Annotated in this window: 21 protein-coding genes and 1 tRNA gene; 15 read left to right on the forward strand and 7 right to left on the reverse strand. The window is 62.8% G+C overall.

Annotation, left to right across the window (positions count from 1 at the left end; all coding sequences use genetic code 11):
• Both D6201_RS05245 and D6201_RS05250 read left to right on the forward strand, forming a co-directional pair.
• Positions 1-1,476, forward strand: coding sequence for an FAD-binding oxidoreductase (locus D6201_RS05245; protein WP_120047859.1), 1,476 nt, complete (start codon positions 1-3; stop codon positions 1,474-1,476).
• Positions 1,477-1,562: 86 nt separating this feature from the next.
• Positions 1,563-2,363, forward strand: a complete 801-nt coding sequence (locus D6201_RS05250) for a SapC family protein (RefSeq protein ID WP_120047860.1) — start codon at positions 1,563-1,565, stop codon at positions 2,361-2,363.
• 237 nt (positions 2,364-2,600) lie between these two features.
• On the opposite strand, the gene D6201_RS05255 is transcribed toward D6201_RS05250, so the two are convergent.
• A complete protein-coding gene (locus D6201_RS05255; protein WP_120047861.1) occupies positions 2,601-3,557 on the reverse strand; it encodes an N-formylglutamate amidohydrolase in 957 nt (318 codons plus the stop codon).
• Between the two features lie 130 nt (positions 3,558-3,687).
• Between D6201_RS05255 and cpdR the strand changes: the two genes are divergently transcribed.
• Both cpdR and D6201_RS05265 read left to right on the forward strand, forming a co-directional pair.
• Positions 3,688-4,062: a cell cycle two-component system response regulator CpdR gene (gene cpdR, locus D6201_RS05260; RefSeq protein WP_120047862.1), complete on the forward strand. Its 375-nt coding sequence runs from the start codon at positions 3,688-3,690 to the stop codon at positions 4,060-4,062.
• A 91-nt stretch (positions 4,063-4,153) separates the two neighbouring features.
• Positions 4,154-4,228, forward strand: a tRNA-Val gene (locus D6201_RS05265).
• A gap of 28 nt (positions 4,229-4,256) precedes the next feature.
• Here the strand turns inward: D6201_RS05265 and D6201_RS05270 are convergent.
• Both D6201_RS05270 and D6201_RS05275 read right to left on the reverse strand, forming a co-directional pair.
• The gene (locus tag D6201_RS05270; RefSeq protein WP_242447433.1) at positions 4,257-4,688 is read right to left on the reverse strand and encodes a MerR family transcriptional regulator; all 432 of its coding nucleotides are present in this window, start codon (positions 4,686-4,688) and stop codon (positions 4,257-4,259) included.
• Positions 4,681-6,414 carry a long-chain-fatty-acid--CoA ligase gene (locus D6201_RS05275; RefSeq protein WP_120047864.1) on the reverse strand — a complete coding sequence of 578 codons (1,734 nt, stop codon included), beginning with the start codon at positions 6,412-6,414 and terminating at the stop codon, positions 4,681-4,683. Before D6201_RS05275 ends, D6201_RS05270 begins: the two co-directional genes overlap by 8 nt.
• A gap of 182 nt (positions 6,415-6,596) precedes the next feature.
• Between D6201_RS05275 and D6201_RS05280 the strand changes: the two genes are divergently transcribed.
• Genes D6201_RS05280 through D6201_RS05320 form a run of 9 tightly spaced genes read left to right on the forward strand, consistent with a single transcriptional unit; the run spans position 6,597 to position 18,549 of the window.
• On the forward strand, positions 6,597-7,733 hold the full coding sequence (locus D6201_RS05280; protein WP_120047865.1) for a thiolase family protein: 1,137 nt from the start codon (positions 6,597-6,599) through the stop codon (positions 7,731-7,733).
• Positions 7,733-10,060, forward strand: a complete 2,328-nt coding sequence (locus D6201_RS05285) for a 3-hydroxyacyl-CoA dehydrogenase/enoyl-CoA hydratase family protein (RefSeq protein ID WP_120047866.1) — start codon at positions 7,733-7,735, stop codon at positions 10,058-10,060. Before D6201_RS05280 ends, D6201_RS05285 begins: the two co-directional genes overlap by 1 nt.
• Before the next feature lie 20 nt (positions 10,061-10,080).
• Positions 10,081-11,871, forward strand: a complete 1,791-nt coding sequence (locus D6201_RS05290; protein WP_120047867.1) for an acyl-CoA dehydrogenase C-terminal domain-containing protein — start codon at positions 10,081-10,083, stop codon at positions 11,869-11,871.
• A 50-nt stretch (positions 11,872-11,921) separates the two neighbouring features.
• A complete protein-coding gene (locus D6201_RS05295) occupies positions 11,922-12,773 on the forward strand; it encodes an NAD(P)H-dependent flavin oxidoreductase (RefSeq protein WP_120049214.1) in 852 nt (283 codons plus the stop codon).
• Positions 12,774-12,809: 36 nt separating this feature from the next.
• Entirely contained in the window at positions 12,810-13,877 is a 1,068-nt protein-coding gene (locus D6201_RS05300) for a type III polyketide synthase (RefSeq protein WP_120049215.1), read from the forward strand.
• Positions 13,864-14,553 (forward strand): methyltransferase domain-containing protein, encoded by a 690-nt coding sequence (locus D6201_RS05305; protein WP_120047868.1) that lies wholly within the window; start codon positions 13,864-13,866, stop codon positions 14,551-14,553. The genes D6201_RS05300 and D6201_RS05305 overlap by 14 nt, the downstream gene beginning before the upstream one ends.
• A complete protein-coding gene (locus D6201_RS05310; protein ID WP_120047869.1) occupies positions 14,532-15,632 on the forward strand; it encodes an NAD(P)/FAD-dependent oxidoreductase in 1,101 nt (366 codons plus the stop codon). Before D6201_RS05305 ends, D6201_RS05310 begins: the two co-directional genes overlap by 22 nt.
• Positions 15,633-15,691: 59 nt before the next feature.
• Positions 15,692-16,918, forward strand: coding sequence for an NADP-dependent isocitrate dehydrogenase (locus D6201_RS05315; RefSeq protein WP_120047870.1), 1,227 nt, complete (start codon positions 15,692-15,694; stop codon positions 16,916-16,918).
• Positions 16,919-16,938: 20 nt separating this feature from the next.
• Entirely contained in the window at positions 16,939-18,549 is a 1,611-nt protein-coding gene (locus D6201_RS05320) for a bifunctional GNAT family N-acetyltransferase/carbon-nitrogen hydrolase family protein (protein ID WP_120047871.1), read from the forward strand.
• Between the two features lie 10 nt (positions 18,550-18,559).
• Here D6201_RS05320 and D6201_RS05325 read toward each other — a convergent pair whose 3' ends face one another.
• From D6201_RS05325 to putP, 4 genes are all read right to left on the reverse strand, one after another.
• On the reverse strand, positions 18,560-18,796 hold the full coding sequence (locus tag D6201_RS05325) for a hypothetical protein (RefSeq protein WP_120047872.1): 237 nt from the start codon (positions 18,794-18,796) through the stop codon (positions 18,560-18,562).
• 65 nt (positions 18,797-18,861) lie between these two features.
• Entirely contained in the window at positions 18,862-19,074 is a 213-nt protein-coding gene (locus D6201_RS05330) for a cold-shock protein (RefSeq protein WP_120047873.1), read from the reverse strand.
• Positions 19,075-19,437: 363 nt separating this feature from the next.
• Positions 19,438-20,013, reverse strand: coding sequence for a hypothetical protein (locus D6201_RS05335; RefSeq protein WP_242447434.1), 576 nt, complete (start codon positions 20,011-20,013; stop codon positions 19,438-19,440).
• Positions 20,014-20,114: 101 nt separating this feature from the next.
• Positions 20,115-21,584, reverse strand: a complete 1,470-nt coding sequence (gene putP / locus D6201_RS05340; RefSeq protein WP_120049216.1) for a sodium/proline symporter PutP — start codon at positions 21,582-21,584, stop codon at positions 20,115-20,117.
• A gap of 234 nt (positions 21,585-21,818) precedes the next feature.
• Here putP and D6201_RS05345 point away from each other — a divergent pair, with 234 nt between their 5' ends.
• Entirely contained in the window at positions 21,819-23,582 is a 1,764-nt protein-coding gene (locus tag D6201_RS05345; RefSeq protein WP_120047875.1) for a cation:proton antiporter domain-containing protein, read from the forward strand.
• Between the two features lie 57 nt (positions 23,583-23,639).
• Positions 23,640-23,807 carry a hypothetical protein gene (locus D6201_RS12925; protein WP_165853500.1) on the forward strand — a complete coding sequence of 56 codons (168 nt, stop codon included), beginning with the start codon at positions 23,640-23,642 and terminating at the stop codon, positions 23,805-23,807.
• Positions 23,808-23,836 lie beyond the last annotated feature (29 nt).

A 23,836-nucleotide genomic window follows, 5' to 3' on the forward strand; every position in this document is an offset into this window, starting at 1 on the left:
ATGAGCGAGAAGGCCGAATTTCTGACGGACGCGAAGGCGCTGCTCGGTGAGCGCGGGCTGACCACCGATGGAGAGCTGGTGGAGCCGTGGCTGACCGACTGGCGCGGGCGCTATACCGGTCGCGCAATGGCCCTCGCCTCTCCAGCGTCGACACCGGAAGTGGCCGCACTGGTCAAGCTGTGCGCGCGGCATGGCGTGCCGATCGTCCCGCAGGGCGGCAATAGCGGCATGTCCGGCGGAGCCACGCCCGATGCCAGCGGCACCGCCATCGTCCTGTCCCTGCGCCGCATGAACGCCGTGCGCCGTTTCGATGCGGATGCAATGCAGATCACGTGCGATGCCGGGGTGGTTCTGCAGACCCTGCACGAGACGGTGGAGCCGAAGGGCCTGCGCTTCCCCCTCACCCTCGGTGGCAAGGGATCGGCGACGGTCGGCGGACTGATATCGACTAATGCGGGTGGCACCCAGGTGCTGCGGCATGGCGCGATGCGCGCCCAAGTGCTCGGGCTCGAGGCCGTGATGGCGGACGGATCGGTCTTCGATTCCCTCAAGGCCCTGAAGAAGGACAATCGCGGCTTCGACCTGAAGCAGCTCCTGATCGGCTCGGAAGGCACGATCGGCATCGTCACCGCCGCGACGCTGCGGCTCGTGCCTGCAATCGCGGACCGTGCGGTATTGTGGTGCGGGCTCGGCGATATTCGGACGGCGCGAAAGCTGCTCGTCCACGCGCAGCGCGAAGCGGGCGACGCGCTGGAGGGGTTCGAAGTGATGCCGCGCCACTCGCTCCGGGCGGTCCTGGCGCATGAACCATCCGCCCGCTCGCCGCTGCAAAGCGAGCATGAATGGCATGCGTTGGTCGAACTCATAGGCGATCGCTCCGGCGCGGACGGCCTGTCCGATACGGCAAGCGCGCTCCTCGAAGCCGCCTTCGCTGCGGAACTGATAGAGGATGCCACAATCGCCGCCAGCGATACGCAGGCAGAGCAATTCTGGGCGATCCGTGATGGCATTTCCGCCGCCGAGCGCGCGCTCGGCCCGGCCATGCAGCACGACATTTCCGTTCCGGTGCCCGACATGGCCGACTTCGTTGCCGAAACAGTGCCCCGGGTCGAGGAGCGCTTTACCGGGACCAAAGCGATTGCTTTTGGCCACCTTGGAGACGGCAACGTCCATTTCCACGTTCTTGCGCCCGAAGGCGCACCGCGCGGGGAATGGGAGGAGAGCGAGGGCAAGACGATCAGCGCCTTCGTGCATGACGAGGTGACGCGCTGGGGTGGCTCGATCAGCGCCGAGCACGGCATCGGCCAAATGAAGCGCGACGAGCTCGCCCGCCTCGCCGATCCGGTCCACATCGCGATCCTGCGCCAGGTCAAACAGGCGCTCGACCCGCAGGGCCTGCTCAATCCCGGAAAGCTGATTGCACAGCACGACGCATCGGATGGCACGCCGCTTGCGCAAGGGGCCACCACACTCTAAGGCCCGCCACCTGAAATCACGGCGCTGGAAAGCGAGATTCGCCTCGTCCGCCGCGCCTCCATGTCATCCAGTCCGGAGAGAACATCATGGCCAGCGAGCCGAAAGCCAGTCTGCCTATCCTTTATAACCAGCTCGTTCCGCTCAACAGCAACGATCACGCGGACTGGAAGGGCCGCACGACCGACAAGGCGCCCTGGGTTGCCACTCAGCACGCCATTCCGCTGACGGTCGAGGAATTCCCGGTGGCGCAGCGCGATTACCCGATCGTGTTTTCTGCTGGCGACCGCTCCGTGCCGCTCGCTCTGATGGGTCTGAACGAAGGCGTGAACACCTTCTTCGAGGAAGACGGCACGCCGATCGGCAATCCGTATGTTCCCGCCTATGTGCGCCGCTATCCGTTCCTGCTCGCCAAGCTGCAGCAGGATTCGGACAACCTGTCGCTCTGTTTCGATCCGTCGAGCGATCTGGTGGGTAAGTTCGATGAAGGCCAGGCGCTGTTCAACGATGACAAGCAGCCCAGCGATCACACCAACGCGCTGCTGCAGTTCTGCGAAAAATTCGAAGAAGCCGGCAACAAGACGCAGATGTTCATGGAAGAGCTTAAGAGCGCCGACCTGCTGATGGACGGCGAGATCTCCATCCAGCGCCGCGACAATCCCGATCAGCCCTTCACCTATCGCGGCTTCCGCATGGTGAACCAGGACAAGCTGCGCGAACTGCGCGGCGACCAGCTGCGCAAGTGGAACGAGAACGGCCTGCTGCCGCTTATCTTCGCCCACCTGTTCTCGCTCGACCTGATGCGCGTCATCTTCGCTAAGCAGAGCGAAATGGGCAAAGGCCCGATGGCGAATGCCGCCAACGGTTCCGCCGAGCTGCCGACCGGCTGACCGGCTGACGCCGAGCAAATTCAAGACGCAAAAGGGCAGGTCCGCACCGGCGGACCTGCCCTTTTGTCTATATGCCGATTCCTTGAAGCGCAGACGCGCGATCCTATATTTAAGTCATCCGGTCGGCGCTCCCCTCATGGCCTGGCCGGACGAGTGCACTTCGGTGCACTTCCTCCCTGAACCTTGGCCGCCTCGTGCAATCCGCACGGGGCGGTTTTTTCATGGATTTCGAGCCTTTTACTCAGCGGCCTGTAGAAAGTCTCCAGCCTGTCCGGCAAGCTCGTCCGCCAGCCGGCGGACCATCCCGGTCACGATTCCGGCGATCCGATCCAGCCCGTCGCCCGGTTCGCGCAATTTTGGGTCGAGATAGGCGGCGCGGCATATTTCCAGCTGCATCGCGCTGATCCGCCGGAATGGCGCGCCGTGACGGTCCAGCACATAGCCACCGGCATAGGGCCGATTGTGCGCCGATACGGCCCCACTCGCCTCCAGATGATCGAAACTCGCTGCAATCAGCCGGGCCGTGCACGCGGCGCCGAACCGATCGCCGATCACGAAATCGGCTGCGGCATCGGGGCCGCTCTTTACGCCCAGCGGCGGCATCGAGTGCATATCGATCAGCAGCGCCGCTCCCCAGCGATCGCGCATACCCTCCAGCGTCTTTGCGAGCGCCACGTGATAGGGCTGGTGCACCATCTCTATCCGCTGATCGAGGTCGGCCCGGCTCATCTGCTCTGACCACAATTCACCAAGTCCGGGCAGCCGCCGTGGCACCAGGCCGAGCCCGCTTCGCGCCCTGCGGCCTGCAGCCATGCGCGAGCGCGTGCCCGGCTTGCCGCCATGCACCATCTGCCAGTCCACATCGTCTGGCGAGCGATTGAGATCGATCATCGCTCGCGGCGCACGTGCCAGCAGCAGCGCCGCGCCGGTTTCCTTCGCCACCCGTTCCGCAATCAGATCGACATAGCGATCTTCCAGCCGCAACGCCGCCTCGCGCGGATGGCGCAGTCGCGCGGTCAGGTCGGCGGTGTAGTGGCGCCCGGCATGCGGCACCGCGACCAGGATGGGCAGCGGCATCGGCCGCCTTTTGCGCAGCGTGAAGGCGGGAACGCCATCACTGTCGGGGATAAGCCCACCTCCACGATCCAGCGAGGCATTTACCGAATCGCCGCAGCCTGTTTCAAAACGGTCCATTACGTGTTCTTGCTGACCGCGATTGTCCCCTGTGTCAAAGCTGGTCACCTGCAAGAGCTATCGAGACTCAAATGTGGAGCGAACGTTAGTGGGAAAGCCAGAACAAAGCACTCCCACGAGGACCGAAACCATGATCCGCATCCTTCTTGCCGAAGACGATTCCGCAATGCGCGCCTATTTGCAGCGTGCGCTCGAAAAGGCGGGATACGATGTGGTCGCCGTCGGATCGGGCGGCGAAGCGCTGACCATGTTGCAGACCGAGATTTACGATCTGCTGCTGTCGGACATCGTGATGCCCGAGATGGACGGGATCGAGCTGGCACAGAAATGCGCCGATCTCAGCCCCTCCACGAAGGTGATGTTCATCACCGGCTTCGCCGCCGTGTCGCTGCGCGCTAACCGCGAAGCGCCGCATGCCAAGATGCTTTCTAAGCCCTTCCACCTGAAGGACCTCGTGCTTGAAGTGGAGCGCATGTTCGAGGACGCCGCCGTCGCCTCCCTTTAAGCGCGCGAACCCACTTGCACTGACATGAAGGCGGCGCTAGATGGCCCGCCTGCCGCAAGGGATCGTCGATCCAGCGGCACCCGAATGGTGCGGGCGTATAGCTCAGTGGTAGAGCACTATGTTGACATCGTAGGGGTCCCAAGTTCGAACCTTGGTACGCCCACCATTCGAAGCCTCTGGAGAAATTGTCGCGCTCAGGCGCTTTTGCGTGCCAGGGCGTCGATGCGCTCCTGCGCTTCGCCTTCCATCTGCTTGAGCTCCCCGATGGTCTGCTCGATGGCCGCCCGCTGATCCTCCAGCTCGTGCAGCCTCTGTCCGATGCGCATCTGCAAGTGCTGCATCTGGCCGATCTGGCGCGTCTCGTCATCGTCGTAGAGCGATAAGAACTCGCCGATCTCGCGGATCGAAAAGCCCAGCCGCTTGCCGCGCAGGATCAGTTGCATCCGGCCCATTTCGCGCTTGGAATACGCACGCATCGTGCCGACACGCTGCGGCGCGATAAGGCCTTTGTCCTCGTAAAAGCGCAGCGTGCGCTGGGTCACGCCAAGCGCTTCTGCGGCTTCCGCTATGCTCTTGAGCGGCTCGTTGCCCTGAGCCTCGTTCATTCTCGCGACGCTATCAGGCATCTGTGTCCCCTGCCGCAGCCGCTTCGCGCCTGGCCTTCTCTTCCGCGACCAGCGCTTTTTTCTCCAGCTTACCTACAAGCGTCTTCGGGAGCTCGTCCCGGAATTCGTAAGCGTCTGGCATCTCGATGGGGCTGAGGCGCATCTTGAGGAAAGCATCGAGTGTCCCGGCATCGAGCTCCTCACCCTCGTGCAGAGCGATGAAGAGCTTGGGCGCTTCGCCCCGATATGCGTCGGGAATGCCGATGGCGACGGCTTCCTTGACTGCGGGGTGCTCGTAAGCCGCATCCTCGATCATACGCGGATAGACGTTGTATCCGCTGCACAGAATAAGGTCCTTGATGCGATCGACGATGAACAGATAGCCATCCTCGTCCAGATAGCCGATGTCGCCAGTCCGCAGCGCGTCTCCGAAGAAGGTGTCCTTCGTGGCGCCAGGGCGGTTCCAATAGCCTTTCATCACTTGCGGACCGCGCGCGCAGATCTCTCCGCGATGATCCGGGCCGATGCCTTCCACCAGCTCGCCATCTTCGTCACGCAATTCGATTACCGTATGCGGGAATGCGGGACCGGCTGAGTTCTCCTTGACCGGTGTGCGACCGAGCAACGGGTTGCTGGTGATGATGGGGGAGGCTTCGGTCAGGCCATAGCCCTCGGATACCGGCGATCCGGTGCGCTTTTCGAACTGCATGCGCACTTCGAGCGGCAATGGCGCGCCGCCCGAACAGCTGGTGCGCACGGCAGACATGTCGGGCACCTTGTCGTCCGGCAGGCTCCCGAGCGCATTATAGATCGTCGGCACGCCGAACATCTGCGTGGGCGGCTTGCGCTTGATGGTCTTGAGCACCTCGTCCATCTCGAAACGCGGCAGCAGCACGAGTTCGGCAGCCGTATCGACACCGAAATTCATCACGCATGTCAGCGCGAAGACGTGAAAAAGCGGCAGCACGCCCAGGGTGCGCTCCTGCTGATCGCGCATTTCGCCCACGTGCAACAGCATCTGCGCGCTGTTGGCGGCGAGATTCGCGTGGGTGAGCATGGCACCCTTGGGCCGCCCGGTCGTTCCACCCGTATATTGGAGCACCGCGACATCGTGCGGATCGCGCTCCACCGGCGTGGGAGAAGGCTTGTGCCCGGCGAGGTCGCGGTAATCGAGATAGGAGACACCGCTGCGTTTCTTCGCCAGCGCGCTGCGCTTCACGGTTCGCAGACCGACCGATTTCAGGAAGGGCAGCACGTCCGCCATCGGACAGAGAACGATCTTCTCGAGCGCGACATTTCCATCATCGTCGGCTTTGCCCCACGCCTCGGCCACCTTGCCGTGGATGAGTTCGAGGTCCGGCACCGCAATCATCTTGGCCCCGGAATTGGTGACGAGAAATTCGACCTCGCTTTCGGAATAAAGCGGGTTCAGGTTCACCACGATGCCGCCCGCGCGCAGCACGGCGAAATACATGATGACCGAGTAGGGGGTGTTGGGCAGGCACAGCGCGAACCGGTCGCCCGGCGCAAAGCCGCTGGCCTGCAAGCCGGTCGCGACCCGGTCGACCAGATCGCCAATTTCGCCATAGGTCCATTCGCGGCCGAGAAAATCGACGCAGACGCGGCCCGGATATTCGGCCACCGACCGATCGAGCAATTCCGTCAGCAGCCGCGGGCGGATGTTGCCCTCGGCATCGAGAATGCGAGTGGTGTCGAGCGGGTGCGAGGCGACCTCGGCGCTGGCCATGTATTTCCTTTCTCTCCCGATCCACTTCTCGAAAACCGATCATGTCACCGGCAAAAGTGCATCTTGATTTCGCAGTGCTTGACGTATACGTCAGGTCACAGACTTTATCGTAATCATTCGGCGCAAAAGGTCAATCGCGTCGGAGAAGACCGAGACAACAGGAACTGAAAGGCCTCACCACCATGACTGACGTCGTTATCGCGGGTTACGTCCGCTCCCCCTTCCATCCGGCCTACAAGGGCATGCTCGCGAAGGTTCGTCCGGACGATCTGGCTGCGAACACGATCCGCGGACTGGTGGAGCGCACGGGCGTGAAGGCCGAGGATATCGAGGATATCGTCATGGGTTGCGCCTTTCCCGAAGGCGAGCAGGGTTTCAATATCGCCCGCCTCGTCGGCCTTTTGGCGGATCTTCCGCTGAGCGTCGGCGGCATCACCATGAACCGCTTTTGCGGTTCTTCGATGAGCGCGGTTCACTATGCCGCTGGCCAGATCGCGATGGGCGCTGGCGAAGTCTTCATTGCCGCGGGCGTCGAATCGATGAGCCGCGTGCCGATGACGGGCTTCAACCCGATGCCCAACCCCAGGCTCGCGGAAAAGAGCGCCGCCTATGTCGGCATGGGTGACACGGCGGAGAATGTCGCCAAGAAATACGACCTGTCGCGCGAGGCGCAGGAACAATTCGCCCTCGCCAGCCAAAAGAAGGCGGGTGAAGCCATCCAGAAGGGCAGCTTCAAGGACGAGATCGTGCCCTACACGCTCGATGACGGCACCGTGGTGGACGTCGACGGCACGCCGCGCCCGGATACCACGGCAGAAGGTCTCGCTGGCCTCAAGCTGTCTTTCGACGAACATGGTTCCGTGACTGCGGGTACTGCCTCTCCCCTGACCGACGGCTCTGCCGCACTGCTTGTCTGCAGCGCCGATTATGCCGCGAAGAACGGACTGACGGTGATCGCTAAGGTGAAGAGCATGGCGATTTCCGGCTGCGCGCCCGAAATCATGGGCATCGGCCCGGTCGAAGCCAGCAAGAAGGCGCTCGAACGCGCCGGCCTCACCATCGACGATATTGATGTGGTCGAGCTCAACGAAGCGTTCTCCAGCCAGTCGCTCGCCTGCATCGGCGATCTTGGCATTCCGGAAGAAAAGATCAATCTCGATGGCGGCGCGATCGCCGTCGGTCACCCGCTGGGCGCGACCGGCGCGCGCATCGTCGGCAAGGCAGCCAGCCTGATGAAGCGCGAAGGCAAGAAGTACGCTCTCGCCACCCAGTGCATCGGTGGCGGACAGGGCATCGCGACGATCCTGGAGGCCGCATAATGGCCGACACGAAAATCGAGAAAGTCTGCGTCATCGGCGCAGGCACAATGGGTGCCGGTATCGCCGCGCAAGTCGCCAATGCAGGCGTGCCGGTGCTGCTCCTCGACATCCTTCCGAAGGATGGCGACAATCGCAACGCCGTCGCCGAAGGCGCGGTTAAGAAGATGCTCAAGACCGATCCGGCCCCGTTCATGAGCAAAAGCGCGGCCAGGCTGGTCGAAACCGGCAATATCGAGGATCACCTCGACAAGGTTGCCGAATGCGACTGGGTGGTCGAAGCGATCATCGAACGGCTCGACATCAAGCAGAGCCTTTACGAAAAGCTGGAAAAGGTCCGCAAGCCCGGCACCGCGGTATCGTCGAACACCTCGACCATCCCGCTCGCCCAGTTGACCGACGGGCGCAGCGACGAATTCAAGCAAGACTTCCTGATCACCCACTTCTTCAATCCGCCGCGCTACATGCGGCTGATCGAGATCGTTGCCGGGCCGCAGAGCGATGCCGGCACGGTGGCGATGGTCAGGGACTTCGTCGATCGCAAGATGGGCAAGACCGTGGTCGATGCAGAGGACAGCCCCGGCTTTATCGCGAACCGCATCGGCACATTCTGGATTCAGCAGGCGGTCAACGCCGCCTTCGATCAGGGTTTGAGCGTGGAAGAAGCCGACGAAATTGCCGGTCGCCCGATGGGTGTGCCCAAGACGGGCGTGTTCGGCCTCGTTGACCTCGTCGGCATCGATCTGATGCCGCATCTGATGGAAAGTCTGACCAGCACACTGCCGAAGGACGATCCCTATCAGAAGATCGCCCGGACGGAGCCGATCGTCGAGGCGATGATAAAGGAAGGCTATACCGGCCGCAAGGGCCTTGGCGGCTTCTACCGCATGAACAAGGACGGCGGTAAGCGCGTCAAGGAAGCCAAGGATCTGAAGAGCGGTGAATATCGCGCCGCCGCGCGCCCCGGCATCGTCCGCGGTCCGGCACAAAAGGATCTGAAGGCGCTTATCTCCGCCAAGGGCAAGGTCGGCGATTATGCCTGGGCCATTCTCGGCCCCACGCTGTCCTATGCCGCCAGCATTGTGCCGGAAGCGACGAAGACAGTGGTCGGCGTCGATGACGCGATGAAGCTCGGTTACAACTGGAAGGCTGGCCCGTTCGAAATGATCGACAAGATCGGCGCTGCCCATCTGGTCGAGCGGCTCAAGGCAGACGGTCTCCCCGTTTCCTCCATCCTCGAACAGGTTGGCGACAAGAGCTTCTACCGCGTCGAAAATGGCAAGCGCCAGTTCTTCGGCACCGATGGCGAGTATCACGACGTCGAGCGCCCCGAAGGCGTGTTGCTGCTGGAGGACATCAAGCTCTCCGCCGAGCCGCTTCTGAAAAACGGTTCCGCCGCGCTGTGGGACGTTGGTGACGGCGTTGTCGCGCTTGAATTCACCGGCAAGATGAATGCGCTGGACGAAGCTGTCATGAAGCTGATCCAGCAGGCGATCCCGCTGGTGAAGAAGGACTACAAGGCGCTGGTCGTCTACAATGAAGGCAGCAATTTCTCCGCCGGTGCCAATCTCGGCCTCGCCATCTTCGCGATGAATATCGCAGCGTGGAGCGAAGTCGAAAAGCAGGTGAAGACGGGCCAGGATGCCTACAAGGCACTGAAATACGCGCCCTTCCCGGTCGTTTCCGCTCCGTTCGGCCTCGCGCTGGGCGGCGGTTGCGAAATCCTGCTGCACTCGGACGCTATCCAGGCCCATGCCGAAACCTACACGGGCCTTGTCGAAACCGGCGTCGGCATCATTCCGGGCTGGGGCGGCTGCGGCGAAATGCTGAGCCGCTGGATGGCCAATCCGCGCCATCCGAAGGGCCCGATGCCCGCCGTGTCCAAGGCGTTCGAGCTGATCTCCACCGCCACCGTCGCCAAGTCGGCGCATGAGGCGAAGGAGCATGGCTTCCTGCGCAAGGACGACCAGGTCACCATGAACCGTGATCGCCTGCTCTACGATGCCAAGCAGCGCGCCCTCGCACTGGTCGATGGCTACGAAGCACCCGAGAAACCTGAATATCGCTTGCCCGGCCCGGCGGGCAAGGCGGCGCTCAAGCTGGCGGTCGACAGCTTCCGCAAGCAGGGCAAGGCCACGCCGCATGACGAGACGGTCGCAAGCGAGCTTGCGCATGTTCTCACCGGCGGCGATACCGATGTCACCGAGCTGGTGACGGAGGACCACATGCTGAAGCTTGAACGCGAAAGCTTCATGCGCCTCGCCCGCAATCCCAAGTCGCAGGCCAGGGTCGAGCACATGCTCGAAACCGGCAAGCCGCTCCGCAATTAACCCCCGAAAGGACCTGTCCAATGCAAGTCTACGACGCTCCCATCCGCGATATGCGCTTCAATCTCGAAGAGCTGCACAATGACGACGGCTTCGGCGATCTCGAAGGGTTCGAGGATTTCGACGAGGATATGCGCGCCGCCATCCTCGAAGAAGCGAACAAGCTTTGCCGCGAAGTGCTGTTGCCGCTGAACTGGCCCGGCGATCAGCAGGGCTGCCGTATCGAAAACGGCGTGGTCCGCACGCCCGACGGTTTCCAGGACGCTTACAAGCAGTTCTGCGAAGGCGGCTGGGCCGGCCTTGTGGTCGACCAGAAATGGGGCGGCCAGGGTGCGCCGCACTCGCTCGCCAAGATGGTCGAGGAAATGAGCTGCTCCACCAATCTCAGCTTCGGGCTTTATCCGGGCCTGACGGGCGGTGCGATGGTCAGCCTCGATGCCTATGGCAGCGAGGACCAGAAGAACTTCTACATGCCCAAGCTGGCCAATGGCGAGTGGTCCGGAACCATGTGCCTGACGGAGCCGCATTGCGGCACCGATCTCGGCATGCTCCGCACCAAGGCGGAGCCGCAGGAAGACGGCAGCTATCTCATCACCGGCAACAAGATCTTCATCAGCGCCGGCGATCACGACCTGACGGAGAATATCATCCACCTGGTGCTCGCGCGCCTGCCCGATGCGCCCAAGGGCGTGAAGGGCATTTCGATGTTCCTCGTGCCGAAATACCTGCCGAACGACGATTACTCGCTGGGCGATTACAACAACGTCAAGGCGACGGCGATCGAGCACAAGATGGGCCTCAAGGCGTCGGCGACCTGCCAGATGAGCTTCGACGGTTCCAAGGGTTGGCTCGTCGGCGATCTCAATCGCGGTCTCGAAGCGATGTTCGCGATGATGAATACGGAGCGTGTCGCGGTCGGCATTCAGGGCCTGGGCGTCGGCGAAATTGCCTACCAGTCCAGCGTGTATTACGCGAAGGACCGGCTGCAGGGTCGCTCGCTTTCGGGCGTCAAGAATCCGGACGGCCCCGCCGATCCGATCATCGTCCACCCCGATGTGCGCCGCATGTTGATGACCATGCGCGCCTACAACGAAGGGTGTCGCGCGGTCTCCGCATGGGTCAGCCGCGCGCTCGATGCAGAGCACGCCGCGACCGAACCGGAAGCGCGTGCACGGGCGAAGGATTTCGTCGCGCTGATGACGCCGGTGGTGAAGGCGCTCTTCACCGATCTTGGCCATGAAGCATCGCATCTCGCGATCCAAATTCATGGTGGCCACGGCTACATCCAGGAGACCGGGATCGAGCAGTTCGCCCGCGATGCGCGCATTGCGCAGATCTATGAAGGCGCCAACGGCATTCAGGCGCTCGACCTGGTCGGCCGCAAGCTGCCCGATCGCATGGGTCGAAATCTGCGTGCTTTCTTCCACCCCGTCTCGCAATTCTGCGAGGATCACGCGCAGGACGAGGATATCGGCAAGATGGTCACCGGACTGCAGCAAAGCTTCGGCGCGCTGCAGCTGTCGACCGGCCATATCGCGCAGAAGGGCATGAAGGATCCGGAGGAAGCCGGCGCTGCCGCGTATGACTATCTCCACCTGCTCGGCTTCGTCGCCATGGGTTACTGCTTTGCGAAGGCGGCCAAGCTTGCCAAGCAGAAGCTGGCCGAGGGCACAGATGACGAACAGTTCTACAAGGCCAAGCTGACCACGGCGCAGTTCTTCTTCGATCGGCTGCTTCCGCCCGCGACCGCCAAGTTCATGGCGATCAAGAGCGGCAAGGCCAGCATGATGGATATGCCGGCAGAAGCGTTTTGACGGTCGATGAGTTCCGGGGGCGCCTGCGCGTCCCCGCCATCGCCGCGCCGATGTTCCTCGTTTCCGGGCCGGACCTGGTCGTGGAGACGTGTAAGGCGGGCCTTTGCGGCACCTTCCCGGCTCTCAACCAGCGCACCAGCGAGGGGTTCGAGGACTGGCTGAAAGAAATCCAGGATCGTCTTGGCGACGATGACGCGCCCTATGGCGTCAACCTGATCGTCCACAAGTCGAACCCGCGCGTACAGGCCGATCTGGAATTGTGCGTGAAGCACAAGGTGCCGCTGATCATCACTTCGCTGGGCGCGGTGAGCGATCTGGTGGATGCGGTGCATTCCTATGGCGGGCTAGTCTTCCATGACGTGATCCAGCGCCGCCACGCCGAAAAAGCCGTGGAAGCGGGCGTCGATGGCGTCATCGCCGTCGCCGCGGGAGCAGGCGGGCATGCCGGAACCTACAGCCCCTTCGCGCTGGTGAGCGAGATCCGCGATTTCTTCGACGGCGCGGTCATCCTGTCTGGCTCGATGAGCCACGGCAGCCACGTGCTTGCCGCGGAAGCGATGGGCGCGGATTTCGGCTATCTCGGCAGCCATTTCATCGCCACGACGGAAAGCATGGCCTCCGACGGTCAGAAGGACATGATGATCAAGTCCGCCGCCAAGGATATTACATACACCGACAAGGTGACCGGCGTCGGCGCGAATTTCATGACCGAAAGTCTGAACGCGGCTTCCATGGAACACGCGCCGGGCGAAATGTCGCTGAACGAAGAGGCCAAGGCCTGGAAGACCATCTGGTCCGCCGGTCATGGTGTCGGTGCCATCCGCGACGTCCGACCGACCAAGGCCATCTGCGAGCAGCTGATCGCCGAATACGATGCGGCAAAGGCGAAAATCTGCGGGTGATCGGCACGAATGCGTGTAGCACCCGTTGCCATGGCAATGGGTAGCAATTCAGAACGGACCGTGCCGCGCATCGAGGCCATCGCCACCGCGGTGCCCGAATCAGATGTGCATGCGCGCTACACCAGCTGGGCCGAAGCGCAGCTGGGCAAGACGCGCGAGGCGGCGCTGTTCGCGCGGATGGAGCAGCGCGGCGGTATCGCCCATCGCTATTCCGTGTTGAACGAACGCGATGCCGCCATGGATTTCGGCAGTTTCTACGCAAATGGCAGCTCGCCTGGGACTGGCGAGCGCATGCGCCGCTATGGCGAAGCTGCTCCCGATCTCGCCTTGAAGGCCGCCGAAAAATTGCCTTCCACCGATGGCGTCACACACCTCGTCATCGCCAGTTGCACCGGCTTCATGGCACCCGGCCTCGATCAGGTGGTGGCCCGCAAGCTCGGCCTCGCTCCCGATGTCGAGCGTGTGAGCATCGGCTTCATGGGTTGCTATGCCGGTGTGACCTTGCTGCGTACGGCCGCGCATATCGTGCGATCCGACCCCACGGCACGCGTGCTCGCCATCGCGGTGGAGCTTTGCACGTTGCACCTGCAGGAGACCGACGATCTCGAAAGCCTGCTTGCCATGGGCCAGTTTGCCGACGGGGCAGCCGCCGCACTGGTGAGCGCGAACGGTGAAGGACTGGTGCTGGGCGAAGGCCTATCTGCGGCGCTGGAGGAAAGCGCCGATCTCATCACCTGGCATGTCGGCGATACCGGTTTTGCCATGCACCTTTCCGGCGCGGTGCCCGGACGGCTGGCGGAAGCGCTTGAGGACAGCGAGCTGATCGCAACCATTTCCGGCGAGGAAAAGCCGCAGGCATGGGCCGTGCACCCTGGCGGCAAGTCGATACTCGACGCCGTGGAGCGCGGGCTGCAACTGCCAGCCGACGCCCTCACCGCCTCGCGCGGCGTGCTCAGCGATTTCGGCAATATGTCGTCGGCTACAGTGATCTTCGTGATGGAACGGCTGATGCGCGAGAAGCCCGTAAGCGGCGTTGCGCTCGCCTTCGGTCCCGGCCTCGCGATGGAAGGCGTCCGCTTCGGCTGGACGAATGGCGATGCTTGAGGAGCGGCGCCAGACCGAAGAACTGATGGACGATCCGGCATTGCCGGAGGCGACCTATAGCGCGGTACTGGCCGATCTTTCCAAAGTCAATCGCGTCACGATGGCGTATCGCCCTACCCTCGCCTTTCTCGATCGCGCACTAGCCGATCGACAGAAATTCACGCTGCTCGATGTCGGATTCGGGCAGGGCGACATGCTGCGCGAAATCGCTCGCTGGGCAAAGCGCAAGGGAAAGCAGGCCGATCTGGTCGGCATCGACCTCAATCCGCGCAGCGCCGCATCGGCACGGGACGCCACGCCGCGCGACATGCCGATAGACTATCGCACTGGCGACTATGCGGATGTGGCGCGCAACTGGGACGTCGTCGTCTCCAGTCTCGTCGCGCATCACATGAGCCGCGAGGAAGTGCTCCTGTTCCTTCGCTTCATGGAAGCAGAAGCGCGCGCCGGGTGGTTCGTCAACGATCTGCATCGCCACGCGGTCAGTTATCTCGGCTATCCGGTCCTGGCCGGTCTTGCGCGGTGGCATCCCATCGTGCGCGCCGACGGTCACACGTCGATTGCGCGATCCTATCGCCCCGCCGAGTGGGATAGCCTGCTTGCAGAGGCCGAAATCACCCAGGCTTCCGTCGAACGCCACTTCCCGTTCCGGTTATGCGTTTCCCGCATCCGCTGATCCTCGGCGCAGGCCCGGCCGGATGCGCCGCCGCAATCACGCTCGGCGCCTATGGGCAGGATTGCACGCTGCTGGACCGCAGCGAGCCGGTCGGCGATCCGCTATGCGGCGGCTTCCTGAGCTGGAGAACGGCGGAGCAGCTCGACATGCTCGGCGTGGATATCCGCAAGCTCGGCGCGCATCCCGTCGAAAAACTCTGGCTGTTCGATGGCGGCCGATCGAGCGAGGTGGCTCTTCCCCATCAGGCTTTCGGCCTCAGTCGCCACGCGCTAGACACCGAGATGCGACGGATGGCCGTGGCGACGGGAGCGCAATTCGTCGTCGATACCGTGCGCGGGCTCGAAAACGGCACAGTGACCGGCGCGCAGGCTGAGTACGAGGCGCCGACACTTTTCCTCGCCACCGGCAAGCATGATGTGCGTGGTGAAAGCCGCCCGCGGCACTCGCCCGACACCACCATCGGTATTCGATTGCGTCTGCCCGCCTCGCCCGCTCGCAATCGCCTGCTGGATGGCGCCATCGAATTGCACCTCTTTCCGGGCGGGTATGTCGGCATCGTCGTGCAGGAAGGCGGATCCGCCAATATCTGCCTCGCCGTGCGCAAATCCGCTCTCACCGAGGTCGGTGGATCGCCCAAGGCCTTGTTCGAGCGCCTTGCCGATGGCAATTCCGCCCTGGCGGAGAGGCTCGGCGATGGCTGGCAGGGCGCGCAGCTCGATACGATCGGCGCGGTGCCCTATGGCTGGATATGTCGCGACACCAGCCCCGGCGTCTATCGCCTGGGCGATCAGGCGGCGGTGATCCCGTCGCTGGCGGGCGAAGGCAATTCCATCGCCATTGCCAGCGGAATGGCGGCGGCCAGCGCCTATATCGCGGGACGCAGCGCGCCGGAATACCAGCGCGATTTCGCCGCCCGCGCGCGGCGACCGGTGCGCCTCGCATCGGCTCTGTGGCATGCAGCGGAAACGCGGATAGGTGCGCGCGCTGCCATCGCGCTCTCCCACCTGTCGCCCGGCATCATCGCGTCTTTCGCGCAAGGTGCAAGGATTCCGCCCGCCCGCTCCCTTGCACAGGTGTAAGGCTCTGCTAGGACGCGCCCAACTCCATTCAAACCAGACGAAAGATACAGGGCAGCCCCATGGCAAAAATTCAGGTCAAGAATCCGGTCGTCGAACTCGACGGCGACGAAATGACGAAGATCATCTGGCAGTGGATCCGCGAGCGGCTGATTCTGCCCTATCTCGATGTCGACCTGAAATATTACGATCTCTCGATCGAAAAGCGTGACGAGACGGACGACCAGATCACCGTCGACGCCGCAAATGCCATCAAGGAACACGGCGTCGGCGTGAAGTGCGCCACGATCACTCCCGATGAAGCGCGGGTCGAGGAATTCGACCTCAAGAGCATGTGGCGCTCGCCCAACGGCACGATCCGCAACATCCTCGGCGGTGTCGTCTTCCGTGAGCCGATCGTGATCGACAACGTCCCGCGCCTGGTGCCCGGCTGGACCGACCCCATCGTCGTCGGCCGCCATGCGTTCGGCGACCAGTACCGCGCCACCGACACGCTTATTCCGGGCGCCGGCAAGCTGCGCCTCGTCTTCGAAGGCGCGGATGGCGAGAAGATCGATCTCGACGTGTTCGAATTCGAAAAGCCCGGCGTCGCCATGGCGATGTACAATCTTGACGAGAGCATTCGCGACTTTGCCCGTGCCAGCTTCAATTACGGCCTCGACCGCGGCTGGCCCGTCTACCTTTCCACCAAGAATACCATCCTCAAGAAGTATGACGGCCGCTTCAAGGACCTGTTCCAGGAGATTTTCGACAGCGAATTCAAGGACAAGTTCGAACAAGCCAACATCACCTACGAACACCGCCTGATCGACGACATGGTCGCGGCAGCGCTGAAGTGGAGCGGCAAGTTCGTCTGGGCCTGCAAGAATTACGATGGCGACGTGCAGTCGGATATCGTCGCGCAGGGCTTCGGCTCGCTCGGCCTGATGACCAGCGTGCTGATGACGCCCGACGGCAAGACGGTGGAAGCCGAAGCCGCCCACGGCACCGTCACCCGCCACTTTCGCCAGCACGAGCAGGGCAAGGCGACGAGCACCAATCCGATCGCCAGCATCTTCGCGTGGACGCGCGGCCTTATGTATCGCGGGCGTTTCGACAACACGCCCGACGTGGTCGCTTTCGCCGAAACGCTCGAGCGGGTCTGCATCGAGTGCGTCGAGAACGGCAAAATGACGAAGGATCTCGCGCTTCTCATCGGCCCGCAGCAGAGCTGGATGACGACCGAGCAGTTCTTCGAAGCCATCGTCGAGGGTCTCGAAGCCGAAATGAGCAAGCAAGGCCTGGGCTGACAAAGCCTGCCCCGCCTGCCATGAGCAGCAAGGCCCGCCTCGATATCCGTCAGGCTGAGATCGGCGATGTTCGACGCATCGCCGCGCTCGCGAAGCGTATCTACGAGGATTTCGTACCCTACACGCAGAGCGAGATCCGCGGGCAGATCAACAATTACCCCGAGGGCTGTTTCGTGGCCGTGCTGGACGACAAGCTCGTCGGCTACTGCGCCACCATGCGCATCGGCGGGGACAAGGCGCTGCGCCCGCATAGCTGGGACGAGATCACCGGCAATGGTTATGGCTCCCGCCACGATCCGAAGGGCGACTGGCTCTACGGTTACGAGATGTGCGTCGACCCCAAGGTCCGCGGCACGCGGATCGGGCGGCGTTTATACGAAGAACGTCGCTTCCTGGCCGAGCAGCTGGAGCTGAAAGGCATCGTTTTCGGCGGCCGCATGCCGAACCTCAAGAAGAGCTGGCGCCGGGTGGAGGGACCGAAGGATTATCTCGACCAGGTAATCGCCGGGAAGATCCACGATCCCGTCCTGCGCTTCCAGCTCGCCAACGGGTTCGAGCCGATCGGTATTCTCGAAAAATACCTCCCGGAAGACAAGAAAAGTCGCGGCAATGCCGTGCAGATGGTCTGGCGCAATCCGTGGGTGGACCAGGAAGCAAGCCCGCAGGCCCGCGTGCCGCGCGGGGTCGAGAATGTTCGCGTCGCCACCTGCCAGATGCAGGCCCGCGCCGTGTCCGACTTCGACGAATTCATGGGCCAGGTCCGCTATTTCGTCGATGTCGCCAGCGATTACGAAGCCGACTTCATCCTCTTTCCCGAGCTCTTCACGCTGATGCTGCTGAGCGCGGAGGAAGAGGAACTGTCCCCGCTCGAAAGCATAGAATGCCTGTCCGAATACACGCCGCGCATCCGCGAGGCGCTTTCGGAAATGGCGCTGAAATACAACATCAACATCATAGGTGGTTCGCACCCGACGCGCATGGAGGATGGCGACATCCATAACGTCGCGATGGTGTGCCTGCGCGACGGATCGATCCACGAGCAGGAGAAGATCCACCCCACGCCCAACGAGGCCTATTGGTGGAACATTCGCGGCGGCGATGCGGTGGACGTGATCCAGACCGATTGCGGCCCGATCGGTGTGCTCATCTGCTACGACAGCGAATTCCCCGAACTCGCCCGCCGCCTGGCCGATGAGGGCGCGCGGATCATCTTCGTGCCATTCTGCACCGACAGCCGCCAGGGCTATATGCGCGTGCGCTATTGCTCGGCGGCGCGCGCGATCGAGAACCAGGTCTATGTCGTGATGAGCGGCAATGTCGGCAATCTGCCCAATGTCGCGAACATGGACATTCAGTATGCGCAAAGCTGCATCCTGACGCCGTGCGACTTCCCCTTCGCACGGGACGGCATTGCGGCCGAAGCCACCGAGAATGTCGAAACGCTGACGATCAGCGACGTGAACCTGGCGGATCTCGCCTGGGCGCGCGCAGAGGGCACCGTGCGCAACCTCGCGGATCGTCGCTTCGATCTCTATCGCATCGAGTGGGAACAGCGCGGCGCCGATGGCGGCGAAGCGACCGAACCGAGTGGCCCGCCCCCGCTGCATCAGCACGGGCCGGGCGGCGGCTAGCGGCTAGCGGCTAGGCCGCGTCGCTTGCCTCGGCGTCGTTGGCGCTGGCTTCGGCGAGGCGTTGTTCGCGCTTTTCACGCTCGACTTTCTCGCGTTGCTCGGCGACGGAGCGTGCCTTTTCGGCGAGCCCGCGCCAGGTCTTTTCCGCCCGCAATTCGCGATCGCGAACATTGTCGAGCTTGGCATTTTTCGCCGCGAGTGCCGCCGCATCGGCGCGTTCGCAGCAGGCTTCGTATGTATCGGCCATGATCTCTCCAGGCGGTGGGACAAAAACGGGCGCGGAAACCGAAGTCTCCGCGCCCGCAATTCGTGTCAGTCGGCAGCCGAGAGATTGACGGCGCTTTCCTTGCCGTTGCGTCCCTGCTCGACTTCGTAATTGAGGCGCTGCTCCTTATCGAGCGTCTGCATGCCCGCCGCCTGCACGGCGGAGATGTGCACGAAGCTGTCGGCAGAGCCGTCATCGGGCTGGATGAAGCCATAGCCCTTGTCGGCGTTGAAGAATTTTACTGTGCCTGTCTTAGACATAAGGTGTTCCTTTCGAGAACGTATTGTCACCACCGGCGGAATTGCCAGCGGGTTGTCGCGTCAAATCGTCCGAAGAAAGGAAGTCGTCGTCTGGTTTACGCCGGGGCCTGAAAGGCAATCGGCGGTCGGCAAATCTCGAAGTCCGTCGCAAATTTCGACGTCAGCGGGGGTTATATAGGGGGTAGTTAGTGGAATAGCGAGGGGAGAGTTTCGAGGACGATCGCTATCACCTTTTCGCTCCAACGTGGAAAGTTTGCCAAGCAGGTCACGCGGGAACGCTCGACGCAGCGACCCTCGCGGCTGAATTGGAAAAGGGTCCGCGCGATTTAGATAACCTAAATTTCAGATCGCGTAATGGCGAAATTAAGGTGCAAGTCTAGCTGCAATCTCGTCGTTCGAAACTTCTCTGAAATGGCAAGTCGCTACATCAACCTCAACGCCGATAGCTTCGATATTAATACCGCCAAAGCCATTTTCCGCCCGATATGTCATAATCAAAGCGAATTTGCCTTCAGCGTCGACAGGTGATCGCACCGTTTCGATATGCTCGAAGGATCTGGGATTACGTAGTCGAGTGCGAACAGCTCGTTCGAGGTCGTTATGAGATCCGTCCCATCCGCTGAGGCAGTGCTCACCGGACTCAATCGCGACTTTTTCTGCCGCCGCCACTTGCGCTTCATCTAATTGCTCGTCCAGCTTTTGAGCAGCATCTTTCGCGTCTCGCTGTGCAGCGGCAGCTTTGCCCTCTGGTGTCGCCGCGTAGGCATTGGCATTTACGACCAGCGCGACCATTCCGAAAATCAAGGAAGCCGACCAACGCCACCCTGCGTGCGTCATCAAACCTCGACTCTTCAGGGCGCCCCACAAAGGTGGGAAAGTCAAAGCTCCGCTGCCGACAGATAGAACGAGTCCTAAAGACGAACCAACACTGATACCCATGAATGCCATTAGCGCAGCAGCGCAGACGACCAGCCAACCCATATCATACCTCAGCCGTTTACTTACCAATGCAGTAGACTGAGCAGGTTAAGAAGCTGATATCAGGCTGCGAAAATTGGTTTCTTCTGCTGGGTCACCAAGCTCACCCCCCAGATCGCCAACCACGCGGCGACGAAGCCCGGGATAATCTCGTAGACGCCCGGCCCGCCAAGGAAAGCGCCGTTCCAGCCGAGCGCGATCCACGCCATCACCACCGCCGCGCCCGTCACCAGCCCGGCCACGGCGCCAGCGCCAGTCATGCGCTTCCATGTCAGTGACAGGATAATGAGCGGGCCGAACGCCGCGCCGAAGCCGGCCCAGGCATTGGCGACCAGCGCCAGAACGCCGCTTTCCGGGTCGCTGGCGATGACGATGGCGGCCACCGCCACCAGCGCGACGCTCACGCGGCCCACGGTCACCAGTTCGCGCTCGCTCGCCTGCTTCTTCAGGAACAGGTGGTAGAAATCCTCGGTCAGCGAGCTGGAGCTTACGAGCAACTGGCTCGAGATGGTCGACATGATCGCCGCCAGCAGCGCCGCCAGCAGGAAGCCGGTGACGAAGGGGTGGAACAGCGTGTTGGCGAGCAGGATGAAGATCGTCTCGGGATTGTCGAGCGCCAGACCGTTCGCCTCGACATAGGCCCGCCCCGCAAGGCCGACGCCCAGTGCGCCGACCAGCGCCACGAACATCCAGCTCAGCCCGATGGTGCGCGCCATTGGGATGCCGCCCTCGCGCACCGCCATGAAGCGAACGATGATATGCGGCTGGCCGAAATAGCCGAGGCCCCACGAGACGAGGCTGAGGAAGCCGATTACGGTGAGGCCATTGGTCCAGTTCAGGAAATCCGGATCGACATTGGCGAGTGCGCCGTCGAATGTCCCTGAGGGCTGGCCGAACAACACCACCAGCGGCATCAGCACCAGCGCGACCACCATGATGCAGCCCTGCACGAAGTCGGTCAGGCTGACGGCAAGGAAACCGCCGACCATGGTGTAGGCGAGCACCACCAGCGCGGTGAGCAGCACGCCCGCCATATACGGCGTCATGCCCATCATCTCGCCATCGAAGAAACTGCTTTCGAACAGCAGGCCGCCGCCGACCAGCCCTGCCGCCGAATAGACGGCGAAGAAGATCACGATGATGATGGCGGAGACGACCCGCAGTGCGGTCGCCCTGTCGGGAAAGCGATTGGCGAGGAATTGCGGGATGGTGAGCGCGTTGCCGTATTCGACAGTCTGTTTGCGCAGGCGCGGCGCGACGATGAACCAGTTGGCGACCGCACCGACGAACAGACCGATACCGATCCACGCCTCTATCAGGCCCGAAGCGTAAAGCGCGCCCGGCAGGCCGAGCAACAGCCAGCCCGACATGTCGCTGGCCCCGGCGCTGAGCGCGGCGACCGCCGGGTGGAGATTGCGCCCGCCCAGCAAATATCCCTCGCTGTCCTCCGTCGATTTCCTCCACGCGAAAAGGCCGATGGCGAGCATCAGGATGAAATAGGCGGCGAGCGCGATGATCGTGGCTGTCTGCATGGCGCGCATGCATACCAAGCGTGACCGCGATGGCTAGGGCGGCGCGTGTGGCTTTTCCCAAGGTGTGACACTTTCCTACAGGCGCGCGAGCGTGCTCGGAAGGCCGAATGGACATCGCCGTTTCACACTTGAAGATTCCTACGCCAGGACACTGTAACACCTGTCACACCCCCTCCCCCGAATCCGCGCAATCATGCGTTGCCGGGCGCCGCTCGCCTCTGGCATAGAGCGCCTATGCATCACGCTGAGATCTCCCCCCTGATGATGGACGCGCTGGTGATCCTTGGCGCTGCCGGGATCGTCATCCCGCTCTTCGCGCGCTTCCGCGTCACCCCGATCATCGGCTTCATCCTCGTCGGTCTGCTGGTGGGCCCCTACGGTCTCGGCCGGATGACCTTCGAGTATGAGTGGCTGAGCTACATCACCATCACCGACCCTGAGCGGCTGGAGCCCTTTGCCGAGTTCGGCATCGTGCTGCTGCTGTTCGCCATCGGGCTGGAGCTCAGCTTCAACAGGCTTTGGCAATTGCGCAAACTGGTGTTCGGCCTCGGCGCGCTGGAGCTGCTGGTGATCGGCGCGCTGCTTGCCGCCTTCCTCTCCATGCTGGGCCAGTTCTGGACCGGAGCGCTGGGTCTCGGCCTCGCCCTCGCCTTCTCCTCGACCGCGCTGGTGCTGCCGATCTCCGGCACCAACACGCCGGTGGGCCGCGCGGCGCTTTCCATGCTGCTGTTCGAGGACATCATGATCGTCCCGGTCATCTTCCTCCTCGGTGCGCTGGCCCCGAACACCGGTGGCGACGGCTGGAGCGGCCTGCTTGACACGCTGTGGAAAGGCGGGCTGGTGGTAGCGATCATGATGGTGGCCGGGCGCTTCCTGCTGCCCCGCCTCTTCGCCCAGGCCGCGCGCACCAAGAGCCCGGAGCTGTTCCTCGCCGCCAGCCTGCTCGTCGTCATCGGGGCGAGCCTCGCAACTGCCATCGTCGGCCTATCGCCAATCGTGGGTGCGCTCATTGCGGGCCTGCTGATTGCGGAAACCGAGTATCACACCGAAGTCGAGGGTATCATGGAGCCCTTCAAGGGCCTTGCCCTCGGCGTGTTCCTGATCACCATCGGCATGGGCATCGATATCGAAACCATCTGGGACAATCTCTGGATGATCGCCTCAGCCGTAATCGGCGTGCTGACATTGAAGGCTGTCGTCACGGGCGTCCTGCTGCGCCTGATGGGGGCGCGGCCCGCAACCGCGACAGAGACCGGCATCCTGATGGCCAGTCCGTCCGAAACGTCGCTCATCGTCCTGGCCGCAGCGGCGAGCGCCATGTTGATCCAGCCCGGCACGGCGCAGTTCTGGCAGATCGTCACTGCTATCGGCCTCACCGTCACGCCGCTGCTGGCGATGCTCGGCAAGCGAGTCGCCCGTTCCGTCGATCCTGCGCCGACGCTGGACGAGCTGGGCGGCGATGAGAATGCGCCGCGCGTGGTGATCGTCGGCCTGGGCCGGGTCGGCAGGCTGGTCGCGCAGATGCTGCAGAAGCATGACAGGGCCTATGTCGCGATCGATTCCGATCCCGACCTGATCGAGCAAGCCCGGCGGGAAGGCTATTATGCGGTGTTCGGCAATGCCTTGCGAGAAGACGCGCTCGACAAGCTGGGATTGGACCGCGCGCCCGCCGTCATCCTGACGATGGACGAGCATGTGCTCGCCCAGCGTATGGTCCGCAAACTGCGCGCCGCCCATCCCGAATTGCCGATCATCGCCCGCGCGCGCGACAGCTTCCATGCGGCGGAGCTCTATCGCAGCGGTGCGAGCACGGCGGTGCCGGAGACGCTGGAAAGTTCGCTACAGCTATCGGAAGCGGCGCTGGTCGATATCGGCGTGCCGATGGGCCCGGTGATCGCCTCGATCCACGAGAAACGGGACGAGTTCCGTGATCAGATCCGCGAAGAGGGCGCGCTCGAACACAAGCCGAAATTGCGCACGAGCACAGCGGAAAGCTGACGCTTCTCGGAAACTTGCAGTGTCGCAAGCGTTGGCAGGGTGAAGGAGATTTACCCGATGAGCGACAAGATCGATCCCACCAAGCCGCTTCCCAATAGCGAGAAGTTCAAGCCGAAGAGCGTTGCCAGCGACGATGCGCATGGCCGCCTCGAACGGAACATGAAGGATGTGCCGCGCGGCAGCGATGGCGACCGCCGCCGGGCTGCGTCCAACCGCGTCGGCTAAGCCGCCGTCACTCGACTTACGAACGGCGC

The organism is Aurantiacibacter aquimixticola (assembly GCF_003605475.1).
GTDB lineage: Bacteria > Pseudomonadota > Alphaproteobacteria > Sphingomonadales > Sphingomonadaceae > Alteraurantiacibacter > Alteraurantiacibacter aquimixticola_B.